This window comes from Streptomyces sp. CLV115 (genome assembly GCF_038448545.1).
Lineage (GTDB): Bacteria > Actinomycetota > Actinomycetes > Streptomycetales > Streptomycetaceae > Streptomyces > Streptomyces sanglieri.
In genome coordinates this window covers 1-12,180 of sequence record NZ_JBCEWQ010000212.1, presented here as the reverse complement: position 1 = coordinate 12,180, position 12,180 = coordinate 1, and the positions used below count along the sequence as shown (strand labels likewise).

The following is a 12,180-nucleotide window of genomic DNA, read 5'->3' as shown; positions in this document are numbered from 1 at the left end:
CGGCGACGCGCGGGCGTGGCGGGGGCGGCCGAAGCGGCCGGGGTCGGCGACGCGCGGGAGGCGCCGTCACGGTTGCGGATCCTTCGCGTCGTACCGGGCGAACCCCCGCCACCGCAGACCCAGCAGGACCACCGCGACGACACAGGCGATCCCGCCCCCGGTCACCGCCAGGCCGGGCGAGGCCAGGTCGGCGACCGAACCCGCCACGAAGTCGCCGAGCCTCGGCCCGCCCGCCACGACGACGATGAACACGCCCTGGAGCCGTCCGCGCATCTCGTCCGGCACGGCCGCCTGGAGCATGGTGTTGCGGAAGACCATCGAGGTGGTGTCCGCGCACCCGGCGAGCGCCAGGAAGATCAGCCCGAGCCACAGCTGCCGGGTCAGGCCGAAGACCGCGATGGCGGTGCCCCAGCAGGCGACGGCGATCAGCACGGCGAGCCCGTGGCGCCGGACACGTCCCAGCCAACCGGAGAACACCCCGCCGAGCAGCGCCCCGAACGCGGGGGCGGCGACCAGCAGTCCGGTGGTCTTCGCGTCACCGCCGTACCAGAGGACGGCGACGACGGGGAACAGCGCCCGGGGGTGGGCCAGCACCATGGCGCACAGATCGGTGAAGAAGGTCATCCGGAGATTGGGCCTGGTCCCCAGGAAGCGCAGCCCGTCCGCGACGGACGCCCGCTTGTCCCCCGCGCCCTCCTCCCGCTCCGGCAGCATGGCGGGCAGCCGCCACATCGCGTAGAGCGAGGCGGTGAAGGTGACGGCGTCGACGGTGTACGCGGCCCGGTAGCCCCACCAGCCGACGACGAGCCCGCCGAGCATCGGCCCGACCAGTGTTCCGGTGGTGCTGGTCATGGAGGTGAGGGCGTTGGCGGCGGGCAGCTGTTCGGCCGGCAGCAGCCGGGCGATCATCGAGCTGCGGGCCGGTGAGTTGACCGCGAAGCAGGCCGCCTGGAGGCCGACGATCGCGTACAGCAGCCACACCTGTTCCACGCCCGCGACGGTTGTGACGACCAGGGTGACGGAGAGCGCGAACGACCCGGCGGAACTGGCCAGGCCCAGCTTGCGACGGTCGATGGTGTCGGCGACGGCACCGCCGTACAGCCCGAAGACGACCAGCGGCAGGAACGAGCAGAATCCGATGAGCCCGACCGAGAAGGCGGATCCGGTGATGTCGTAGACCTGGAGCGACACGGCGAGCGCCGTCATCCCCTGCCCGACCCAGGAGACCGTGTTCCCGAACCAGAGCCGCCGGTAGTCGGGGGAGATCCGCAGCGGCGTCAGATCGGCGAGTATTCGGGGGCGCGGAGCGGGTCCTTCGGTCGTTTCGGTCACAGCGGATGGTAACCACCGGGGATTTCCCGGCGGTCCGGCCCCGGCGGGAACCGGCCGCCCCGGTGGTGCGGTTCGGGCCCCGTGCCGCCGGCCGGCTACCTCCAGTGGATTCCTGACGGCCGGGCAGACTTGTGTACGGACGGGTACTCGGTCCCGTTGTGCGGCCGGGAGCGGCGCTCGAAGAGCGTGGCGTACAGGCCGCTCCGGCCGAGGAGTTGAGTGTGCGTGCCGGACTCCACCAGCCGCCCCTCGTCCAGTACGAGGATGCGGTCGGCGTCCGCGGCCAGGGCCAGGTCGTGGGTGATCACGATGGTGGTGCGGCCGCGGGCCAGCCGTCGCAGGGGCTCCAGGATGCGTTCCGCGGCCAGCCGGTCAAGGCCGGTGGTGGGCTCGTCCAGGAGCAGCACGGGTGCGTCGCGCAGCATGGCGCGGGCGATGGCGATGCGCTGCAACTGGCCGCCGGAGAGCCGGGAGGTGCCGGTGGATATGACGGTGTCATATCCCTCCGGGAGGGCTTCGACGAACGCGTGGGCGTCGGCCGCCCGCGCGGCCTGCTCGACATCGTCGTGGCTCGCGTCGGGGCGTCCGCAGGCGATGTTCTTCTCGATGGTGTCGTGCAGGACCAGTGTGTCCTGCGGGAGCAGCGTGATGTTGCGGCGGAGATGGGGCAGCGGCATCCGGTCCATGGAGACGCCGTCCAGCAGGACGCTGCCGGCATCCGGGTCGTAGAACCTGAGCAGCAGGGCCGCCAGTGTCGACTTGCCCGCACCGCTGGGACCGGTGATGACCAGCAGTTCCCCGGGATTCGCGGTGAACGAGAGGTCCCGGAGCACCATCTCGCTGCTGCCGGGGTAGTGGAAGAACACCTGGCGCGCCTCCACCTCGCCGAGGGCCCGGCTGCGCTCGGGCACCGGTACCGAGTCGCCCGGGTCGGTGACGGAGGGTTCCGCGTCGAGGATCTCCAGCAGTCGTTCGGCGCCCGCGGTCGCGGCGGTGGCCGTCAGACCCAGCTGGCCCAGCGAGCGGATCGGCGGGTAGAGGTAGCCGATGAAGGCGGCGAAGGCCAGCAGCTGTCCGAGGGTCATCCGGCCGGCCGAGATCTCCCACGCCCCCAGGCCGATGATCGTGAGGACGCACAACGTTTCGAGGACTTCGATGAACTGCTCGTAGAACTCGGTGAGACGGACGGCCCTCACCGCGGTCCTCAACCGGATCCTCGCCTTGTTGCCGAGCCGGTCCTCCTCGTCCTGCTGCCTGTTGTACGCCTGGGTCATGACGACGTTGACCAGGGTCTCCTCGACCACGGCGGTGATGGCGCCGTCCGCCGCCCGGCCGCGCCGGGACACCGCGCGCAGGGGCTTGGCGAAACCACGGGTGACCAGCAGCAGGATCGGAACCATGACGAAGGTGGCCAGGGCCAGGTCCCAGCGGAGCAACAGGGCCGCGCCGGCGTAGAAGACGGTGCCGAACAGCGCCGACGCCGCCCCGACGATGCCGGAGACCACGAGCGCCTCGATGGCCTCAACGTCACCGGTCAGCCGCTCCACCAGGTCGCCGCGGCGATTGCGCTGGAAGAAGTGCGGCGGGAGCGTCTGGAGATGGCCGAAGACCCGGGCCCGCAGCCGCAGCACGAAGCGCTCGGCGGTCCAGGCCGCGAGCGAACTGCCCAGGTACCCCACCACGGCACCGGCGACGGCCACGGCCAGCCACTGGCCGGCGGGCTTCCAGAAGGCGCTGACGTCGCCGCTCTGCAGGGCGGTGTCGGTGAGTCTGGCGAACAGCAGGACGGTGATGGTCTCGGCGAGGGCGGCCAGGACGGCACAGACGAAGATGACGACGAGCCAGCGCCGATCACCTCTGGTCAGGGGCCAGAAGCGTCTGAAGGACGCCATGATGCTGACGGGGTCGGTGCGGATCGGGACATCCGTCACCGGGTCCTCGGGCGGCTCTTCGTCACGGGCGGAACGCCGGAGCGGGCTGTGAAAGCGCATGGCATCACATCACGGACTGCTCGGGCCATGGACCGTGGCCATGGGGATGGACCCAGACGACGAGGCGGACCCGCGCGGTGCGCGAGCCTGCCTCGAGTTGATGTCAGGGATCGGGGGTGAAGGGCGTCAGCAACCCCAGCCACGTCCACGTCCACGGCCGCCATAGCCGTAGCCGTCGAAGTAGCCGAACCCGCGGCCGCCGTAACCGCCGCGACCGCCGTATCCGCCGCGGCCGCCGTATCCACCGCGTCCGCCGTATCCGCCACGGCCACCGTATCCGCCGCGACCGCCGTCCCTGTGGTCGAAGATGCTACGAACCTTCATCTTCGCCTCCTCTGGAGGAGTTCACTGTGCCGCTCCTTGCTCTTGCTGCGGCACTTTCGACACTACGTCCGACCCCTGCGACCAACAAGTCGTAGAAGCGGTAATCAAGGAGAAAAGGTGCCGAAATACCCCAATCCTTCGGAGCGTTGTCGTAGGTGACTCTCCGGACATGACGCATCGACAAGGAACGGACGGAAGGGAACGGGCGGACCCACGACCGGACCCCACCGGCACGACCCGCCGGGCCGGCGCGCGGCCACTTGATCTCGTGACGGGGCTATGGTGAGGGCCCCCACGGAATCCGTGAGGGCCCTGATACCCACGTATACGCAGGTCATAACGTTTCTGCCGGAACATCGGCAGTGGGGCGGGTGGGACTCGAACCCACGGCCGACGGATTATGAGTCCGCTGCTCTAACCGGCTGAGCTACCGCCCCTTTTCGGCGTGGCGCGTACAAGTGTGCGCGCCGTCTGCCGCAGCATAGCCGGTCATACGATCTCTCGCTCCGGATGGTCGGCTTCACCTGACCATGAAGACCGCGCGGTCGGCCGTCCGGTTCCGGATGGAGCGAAGTACACGCGAAAGAGTCACTTGCACCCCACACGCACCACGGTGTCCGCGGTCGCCGGACATGCGAAAGAGGACCCCTCGGGGTCCTCTTCCGTTCCGCTCCCCCGACTGGACTCGAACCAGTAACCCTCCGGTTAACAGCCGAATGCTCTGCCAATTGAGCTACAGGGGATCGCGCTCCCCCGACTGGACTCGAACCAGTAACCTGCCGGTTAACAGCCGGCTGCTCTGCCAATTGAGCTACAGGGGATTGCTGCGTATGCACCGAACCCTACCTACCTGGCTGCTGCCGGGCGGCGCGCGTTCGCTGCGACACATACATTAGCGCAAGCAGGGGGGTGCTTTGCCAATCGGTATCCCCCGGGGTGATCTCCGGTGCCCGCGGGTAGGCGGGCAGCACACGTCACAGCGAGCGCCGCACCGGGCGTCGCGCTGAGCAAGGAAGGGTGGCAGCCATGCGGTACCGGCTCACGTTCATCGCCGGACTGGCCCTCGGATACGTGATCGGGACACGGGCCGGGCGCGAGCGCTACGAGCAGATGAAGAAGTCCGCACGCCGGTTCGCCGAGAATCCGGCCGTGCGCAATACCGCCGAGTCCGCCGCGCAGAGCGGCCGCGACCTGGCCGGCAAGGCGTACCACGTGGTGAGCGACAAGGTCGGCGAGAAGGTTCCGGCCGGTGTGGCCGACCGGGTGCGCTCGCTGCGGGACCGCGGCCGGAACGGCGAGGACGACTGGGGCACCAGCAACACATAGGGGCACCACCCCCGCCACTGCCGCTCCACCGGTACGGAAACGGTCCGGCGGTGCGGCAGAATCTTGGGCATGGGGATAGTCGCCGGATTGGACAGCTCTTCCGCCTTCACACACATCGTCGTCTGCGACACGGACACGGGCGCAGTGCTGCGCCGGGGGTTCGCCGCGCACCCCGTCGAGGCGAAGGCCACCGAGGTCGACCCGCAGGCATGGCTGCTCTCGCTCGGCGAGGCCGCCGGCGGCGGGCTGCTCGAAGGGGTGCAGGCCATCGGCGTCTCCGCCCAGCAGCACGGCCTGGTACCGCTGGACCACCAGGGCAATCTCGTACGCCCGGCGCTGCTCGGCAACGACAAGCGGGCGCAGGCCGCCGCGGCCGATCTGGTCGACGGGCTCGGCGGGCGGCAGCCCTGGGCCGAGGCGGTCGGGGCGGTGCCGCAGGCCGCGCAGCCGGTGGCGAAGCTGCGCTGGCTGGCGCGGACCGAGCCGGAGGCGGCCCGGCGGGTGGCCGCGGTGCTCCAGCCGCACGACTGGCTGGTGTGGCAGTTGCTGGGGCGCCCGGCCCGGCGGACCACCGACCGGGGTGCCGCGTCCGGCACCGGGTACTGGTCCGCGGGCAGCGGTTCCTACCGGCCCGACCTGGTGGAGCTCGCGCTCGGGCACCAGGCGGCGCTGCCCGAGGTGCTCGGCCCCTCGGACGCGGCCGGGACGACGCCCGAGGGGCTGCTGATCTCCGCGGGTACCGGCGAGACGATGGCCGCGGCGTTCGGGCTCGGGGTCGGGGTCGGCGACGCGGTGGTCTCGCTGGGTGCGTCGGGCTCGGTCATGGCGGTGCACCACGAGGCGCTGTCCGATCCGGACGGGATGATCACCTCGTTCGCGGACGCGACCGGGATGCATCTGCCGGTGGTGTACACGTCCAACGCGGTACGGGCGCTGCGCGGGACCGCCGAGATGCTCGGCGCGGAGGGCCTGGAGGAACTCTCCGCGCTGGCCCTGAAGTCCACGCCCGGGGCCTGCGGGCTGGTGCTGCTGCCGTACCTGGAGGGCGAGCGGACGCCGCGGCTGCCGCATGCCGCGGGGACGCTCTGCGGACTGCGGCGCGAGTCGATGAAGCCGGAGCACCTGGCGCGGGCGGCGTTCGAGGGGATGCTGTGCTCGCTGGCCGACGCGCTCGATGTGCTGCGCGGCCGGGGCGTCGAGGTGCGCCGGGTGTTCCTGCTGGGGGCGGCGGCCGAACTGCCCGCCGTACAGGGGCTGGCGCCCGCGCTCTTCGGTACGCAGGTGGTCGTGCCGCAGCCCGCCGAGTACGCGGCGCTGGGCGCGGCCCGGCAGGCGGCCTGGGCGCTGGCGGTCTCGCAGGGGACCGGCGATCCGCTCACGCCCCCGGCCTGGCAGGGCGCCGCGGCTCAGGTGCTGGAGCCGGGCGAGGAGCTGGCCGTCGGGCAGGCGGTGCGCCAGCAGTACACGGCCACTCGGGACCAGATCCACCCGGAGGCGTTCGACTCCGCGCCCTGAGCGGGCCGGCCTTACGAACGGACCGAGTACACGGAGCGATGCGAGCCCCTCCACTTGTGTACTCGGTCTGTTTTTTGACCTGGTCTTGAGAAAAAACGCTCGCAGTCACGCCCCCCGGTGCCGGAAAATGGGTCGACTCCTGCCCTCTGCCGACTCCGAGAGACACGCGTGCTCATAAAAATCCTGCGGGCCTATCTCGGTCCGTACAGAAAACCCATCCTGCTGCTGGTCCTCCTCCAGCTGCTGCAGACCTGCGCCAGCCTCTATCTGCCCACCCTGAACGCCGACATCATCGACAACGGTGTCGTCGAGGGGGACACCGGCTACATCCTCGAATTCGGCGGCATCATGATCGCCGTCAGCATCGCCCAGGTGGTCTGCAACATGGGGGCCGTCCACATCGGCGCCCGCACCGCGTCCGCTCTCGGCCGCGACGTCCGGGCGTCGATCTTCGACCGGGTGCAGTCCTTCTCGGCGCGTGAGGTCGGGCGCTTCGGGGCGCCCTCGCTGATCACCCGTACGACCAATGACGTCCAGCAGGTCCAGATGCTGGTGCTGATGACGTTCACGCTGATGGTGTCGGCCCCGATCATGTGCGTCGGCGGCATCGTCATGGCGCTCGGCCAGGACGTCCCGCTGTCCGCGGTGCTGCTCGCGGTGGTGCCGGTGCTCGGCATCGCGGTGAGCCTGATCGTGAAGCGGATGCGCCCGCTGTTCCGCACGATGCAGGAGCGGGTCGACACGGTCAACCGGGTGCTGCGCGAGCAGATCACCGGCAACCGCGTCATCCGCGCCTTCGTCCGGGACGGCTACGAGGAGGAGCGGTTCCGCGGCTCCAACACCGAGCTGACGGACGTGGCGCTGTCCACGGGCCGGCTGATGGCGCTGATGTTCCCCACCGTGATGACGGTCGTGAACGTCTCCTCGATCGCGGTGATCTGGTTCGGTGCCCACCGCATCGACAGCGGGGGCATGGAGATCGGGGCGCTGACCGCGTTCCTCGCCTATCTGATGCAGATCGTCATGTCGGTGATGATGGCGACCTTCATGTTCATGATGGTGCCGCGCGCCGAGGTCTGCGCCGAGCGCATCCAGGAGGTCCTGGAGACCGAATCCAGCGTGGTCCCGCCCGTCAAGCCGGTCCGCAAGCTGCTCGCCCACGGTCATCTGGAGGTGCGCGGCGCGGACTTCCGCTATCCGGGCGCCGAGGAGCCGGTGCTGCGGTCGGTGGATCTGGTGGCCCGCCCCGGCGAGACCACCGCGATCATCGGGTCGACGGGCAGCGGGAAGTCGACGCTGCTCGGTCTCGTACCGCGGCTGTTCGACGTGACGGACGGCCAGGTGCTGGTCGACGGCACGGATGTGCGGACGCTGGAGCCGGCGCTGCTGGCGAGGACCGTGGGTCTCGTTCCGCAGAAGCCGTATCTGTTCTCCGGGACGGTCGCGACCAATCTGCGGTACGGCAACCCGGACGCGACCGACGAGGAGCTGTGGCACGCGCTGGAGGTGGCGCAGGCCAAGGAGTTCGTCACGGCGCTGGAGCACGGTCTGGACGCGCCGATCTCGCAGGGCGGCACCAATGTGTCGGGCGGGCAGCGGCAGCGGCTGGCCATCGCCAGGACCCTGGTGCAGCGTCCGGAGATCTATCTGTTCGACGACTCGTTCTCCGCGCTCGACTACGCCACCGACGCCGCGCTGCGCGGGGCGCTCTCCCGGGAGACGGCCGAGGCGACCGTGGTGATCGTGGCGCAGCGGGTGTCCACCATCCGCGACGCGGACCGGATCCTGGTGCTGGACGAGGGCCGGGTGGTCGGTTCCGGCACCCATCACGAGCTGATGGACGGCAATGAAACGTACCGGGAGATCGTGCTCTCCCAGCTGACGGAAGCGGAGGCCGCGTAATGGCCGGGCCTGGCGGACGCATGATGGCGGGCGGGGCGCCGACCGACCGGTCCATGGACTTCAAGGGGTCCTCGAAGCGGTTGCTGAAGCGCTTCGCGACGGAGAAGACCTCGCTGTACGTGATGCTGCTGGCCTGTGCGCTGAGCGTGGGTCTGTCAGTGGTCGGGCCGAAGATCCTCGGCCGGGCGACCGACCTGGTCTTCGCCGGGGTGGTCGGCCGGAAGATGCCGGAGGGGACGACCAAGGAGCAGGCCGTCGAGAGCCTGCGCAACAGCAACAGCGGCCTGGCCGACATGCTCTCCAAGGTGGACTTCGTCCCCGGTCACGGCATCGACTTCGGTGCGGTGGGCGACGTACTGCTGGTGGCGCTGGCGGTCTATGTCGGCGCCGGTCTGCTGATGCTGGTGTCGACCCGGCTGTCGATCCGGATCATCAACCGGGTCGTGTTCCAGCTGCGCGAGGACATCCAGACGAAGCTGTCGCGGCTGCCGCTGTCGTACTTCGACCAGGCCAAGCGCGGCGAGGTGCTCAGCCGGGCGACGAACGACATCGACAACATCTCGCAGACGATGCAGCAGACGATGGGCCAGCTCATCAACTCGCTGCTCACCATCGTCGGCGTGCTGATCATGATGTTCTGGGTCTCGCCGCTGCTGGCGCTGGTCGCGCTGGTGACGGTGCCGCTCTCGGCGGTCGTGGCGACGAAGGTCGGCAAGCGTTCACAGCCGCAGTTCGTGCAGCAGTGGAAGGTGACGGGCAAGCTCAACGCCCACATCGAGGAGATGTACACCGGGCACACCCTGGTGAAGGTCTTCGGCCGCCAGGAGGAGTCCGCGCGGGACTTCGCCGAGCAGAACGAGGCGCTGTACGAGGCCGGGTTCAAGGCGCAGTTCAACAGCGGGATCATGCAGCCGCTGATGATGTTCGTCTCCAACCTGAACTATGTGCTGATCGCCGTCGTGGGCGGTCTGCGGGTCGCGTCCGGCTCGCTGTCGATCGGTGATGTGCAGGCGTTCATCCAGTACTCGCGGCAGTTCTCGATGCCGCTGACCCAGGTCGCCTCGATGGCGAACCTGGTGCAGTCCGGTGTCGCCTCGGCCGAGCGGATCTTCGAGCTGCTGGACGCCGAGGAGCAGGGCGCCGACCCCGCGCCCGACGAGCGGCAGCGTCCGAAGGAGCTGCGGGGCAGCGTCTCGCTGGAGAAGGTGTCGTTCCGCTACGACCCGGAGAAGCCACTCATCGAGGACCTGTCGCTGAACGTCGAGCCGGGTCACACGGTCGCCATCGTCGGCCCGACCGGGGCCGGCAAGACCACCCTGGTCAACCTGCTGATGCGGTTCTACGAGGTGACGGGCGGCCGGATCACGCTGGACGGGGTCGACGTGACGAGGATGTCCCGCGACGACCTGCGGCAGGGCATCGGCATGGTCCTCCAGGACACCTGGCTGTTCGGCGGTTCGATCGCGGACAACATCGCGTACGGGGCATCGCGCGAGGTCACCCGCGAGGAGATCGAGGAGGCGGCGAGGGCGGCCCACGCCGACCGGTTCGTCCGCACCCTGCCGGACGGTTACGACACGGTGATCGACGACGAGGGCTCCGGTGTCAGCGCGGGCGAGAAGCAGCTGATCACCATCGCGCGGGCGTTCCTGTCCGACCCGGTGATCCTGGTGCTCGACGAGGCGACGAGCTCCGTCGACACCCGTACCGAGGTGCTGATCCAGAAGGCGATGGCGCGGCTGGCCCACGGCCGTACGAGCTTTGTGATCGCGCACCGGCTCTCCACCATCCGGGACGCCGACGTCATCCTGGTGATGGAGAACGGCTCGATCGTCGAACAGGGCACCCACGACGAGCTGCTGGCCGAGGAGGGCGCCTACGCCCGGCTGTATTCGGCGCAGTTCGCGCAGGCGGTCGCCGAAGTCGACTAGGAGCGCTTCCTGTTCGGACACGAGGGCCCGTGCCGCCGCCCGGCGGCGCGGGCCCTCGCACGTCAGTCGAGGTAGCCGCGGAGCTGGTCGGCGAAGGCGTGGTCGCGGAGTTTACTGAGGGTCTTGGACTCGATCTGGCGGATGCGTTCACGCGTCACGCCGAAGATCCTGCCGATCTCCTCCAGGGTGCGGGGCCGCCCGTCGTCCAGCCCGTAGCGCAGCTGGACCACCTTGCGTTCGCGCTCGCCCAGGGTGGAGAGCACCGCGTCCAGGTGCTCGCGCAGCAGCAGGAACGCGGCGGACTCGACCGGGGACGCGGCGTCGCCGTCCTCGATCAGGTCGCCGAGGGCGACATCGTCCTCCTCGCCGACCGGGGCGTGCAGCGAGACGGGTTCCTGGGCGAGCCGCAGGACCTCGCCGACCCGTTCCGGGGTGAGGTCGAGCTGGCCGGCGACCTCCTCCGCCGTCGGCTCGTAGCCGCGTTCCTGGAGCATCCGGCGCTGGACGCGTACGACGCGGTTGATCAGCTCGACGACATGGACCGGTACCCGTATGGTTCGCGCCTGGTCGGCGAGGGCGCGGGACATGGCCTGGCGGATCCACCAGGTCGCGTACGTGGAGAACTTGTAGCCCCGGGCGTAGTCGAATTTCTCGACGGCCCTGATCAGCCCGAGGTTTCCCTCCTGGACCAGGTCGAGCATGGTCAGCCCGCGCCCGACGTAGCGCTTGGCGACGGAGACGACGAGGCGGAGGTTGGCCTCGATGAGGCGGCGTTTGGCCATCCTCCCCATGACCACCAGCCGGTCGAGGTCGACGGCCAGCCGGGTGTCCGGGTCCGGGGTGCTCGCGAGCCGTTCCTCGGCGAAGAGCCCGGCCTCGACGCGGCGGGCGAGTTCCACCTCGTCGGCGGCGCCGAGCAGTGGGATCCGGCCGATCTCCCGCAGGTACTGGCGGAAGAGGTCGGAGGACGGACCGGCGGTCTCCGGGCGTCTCCGGGCCCCGGACGGCTCCGGCGGCTCCTCCGTGAGCACCTCGGGCGGGTCGGGCGGATCGGCGGGGATCGACGGCTCCACCTCGGCCTCCGGATGGTGCACGGCCCGGTTCTGCGCGGGGATGGCCGAGACGTGCTCGGTTTCGGTCAGGGTCCGGGTCTGCACGGGGGCGACCTCCAGGTGATCGCTGCCGGACCGCGGGGATGGAGGACCACCGTTCGATGGGCCGGCCGCGCTCCGATGTCTCAGGCACCGCACCCCAGTGTGGGGGAAGACACATCGCTGCCACGAGGGGCGTGCGGGGACTTTCTGAGCCCGTTCCGTGACCGGCCGGTTACGCGGGGGCGCTCCCGCCGCCGGGGCGGGGTGTCAGAGCGCGTCGGCCCCGTTGTTGCGCAGGGACTGGGCGTACTGCTGGAGGACCCAGACCTCGTTCTGTGCCGCCGCCAGGTGGTCGGGGGCGACATTGCTGCCGAGGCGGGCGAGGCTGCCCTGTACGTCGCCGATCCGGCGGTCCACGGCGCGCAGCCGGACCTGGACGAGCTGCATGCCCGCGTAGGTCTCGTCGATGGTCTTGCCGTGGAAGACCTCGACCGCGAGCTCGGTGACCAGGTTGCGCACCGTGTCGTTGGGCGCCGCGTCCAGGACCTGGACCAGGTATTCGCGGGTCTCGGGGACGCCCAGCTCGGCGCCGCCCGCCTCCGCGATGCACTGCCGTACGGCGGCGTACGGCGGGGCGGTGAACTCGTCGGCCCCGTAGGCGTCGAAGGCCGGGGAGACCAGGGCGGGCTTCTGCAGGGCGAGCTTGAGCAGCTCGCGCTCGGTGCGGTGGGCGGGGCTGCGGAGGTTGAGCGCGGGGCCCGAGGG

At 70.1% G+C, this 12,180-nt stretch carries 8 protein-coding genes, 3 tRNA genes and 1 pseudogene; 4 read left to right on the top strand and 8 right to left on the bottom strand.

The genetic code is table 11. The features are described 5' to 3' along the window. Positions 1-66 precede the first annotated feature (66 nt). From AADR41_RS38520 to AADR41_RS38495, 6 genes are all read right to left on the bottom strand, one after another. Positions 67-1,332, bottom strand: a complete 1,266-nt coding sequence (locus AADR41_RS38520) for an MFS transporter (RefSeq protein ID WP_342286840.1) — start codon at positions 1,330-1,332, stop codon at positions 67-69. 95 nt (positions 1,333-1,427) lie between these two features. Then, on the bottom strand, positions 1,428-3,323 hold the full coding sequence (locus tag AADR41_RS38515) for an ABC transporter ATP-binding protein (RefSeq protein ID WP_446751186.1): 1,896 nt from the start codon (positions 3,321-3,323) through the stop codon (positions 1,428-1,430). 126 nt (positions 3,324-3,449) lie between these two features. Further along, a complete protein-coding gene (locus tag AADR41_RS38510) occupies positions 3,450-3,647 on the bottom strand; it encodes a hypothetical protein (RefSeq protein WP_342286839.1) in 198 nt (65 codons plus the stop codon). Between the two features lie 363 nt (positions 3,648-4,010). Continuing rightward, a tRNA-Ile gene (locus AADR41_RS38505) sits at positions 4,011-4,084 on the bottom strand. Between the two features lie 233 nt (positions 4,085-4,317). Then, positions 4,318-4,390: transfer RNA gene (locus AADR41_RS38500), tRNA-Asn, on the bottom strand. A 5-nt stretch (positions 4,391-4,395) separates the two neighbouring features. Continuing rightward, positions 4,396-4,468 (bottom strand) — tRNA-Asn (locus AADR41_RS38495). Between the two features lie 205 nt (positions 4,469-4,673). On the opposite strand from AADR41_RS38495, the gene AADR41_RS38490 reads away from it, so the two are divergent. The 4 genes from AADR41_RS38490 to AADR41_RS38475 all read left to right on the top strand — a co-directional run bounded on the left by AADR41_RS38490 (position 4,674) and on the right by AADR41_RS38475 (position 10,321). Further along, a complete protein-coding gene (locus AADR41_RS38490; RefSeq protein WP_124717825.1) occupies positions 4,674-4,973 on the top strand; it encodes a YtxH domain-containing protein in 300 nt (99 codons plus the stop codon). 69 nt (positions 4,974-5,042) lie between these two features. Then, positions 5,043-6,488, top strand: a complete 1,446-nt coding sequence (locus AADR41_RS38485) for an FGGY family carbohydrate kinase (protein WP_342286838.1) — start codon at positions 5,043-5,045, stop codon at positions 6,486-6,488. A 168-nt stretch (positions 6,489-6,656) separates the two neighbouring features. Continuing rightward, positions 6,657-8,390: an ABC transporter ATP-binding protein gene (locus AADR41_RS38480; protein ID WP_342286837.1), complete on the top strand. Its 1,734-nt coding sequence runs from the start codon at positions 6,657-6,659 to the stop codon at positions 8,388-8,390. Next, positions 8,390-10,321 (top strand): ABC transporter ATP-binding protein, encoded by a 1,932-nt coding sequence (locus tag AADR41_RS38475; protein ID WP_342286835.1) that lies wholly within the window; start codon positions 8,390-8,392, stop codon positions 10,319-10,321. Before AADR41_RS38480 ends, AADR41_RS38475 begins: the two co-directional genes overlap by 1 nt. Positions 10,322-10,383: 62 nt before the next feature. Here AADR41_RS38475 and AADR41_RS38470 read toward each other — a convergent pair whose 3' ends face one another. Next, the gene (locus AADR41_RS38470) at positions 10,384-11,478 is read right to left on the bottom strand and encodes an RNA polymerase sigma factor (protein WP_342286834.1); all 1,095 of its coding nucleotides are present in this window, start codon (positions 11,476-11,478) and stop codon (positions 10,384-10,386) included. Positions 11,479-11,682: 204 nt separating this feature from the next. Then, a pseudogene (locus tag AADR41_RS38465) lies at positions 11,683-12,180 on the bottom strand (DNA primase); the annotation flags it as partial.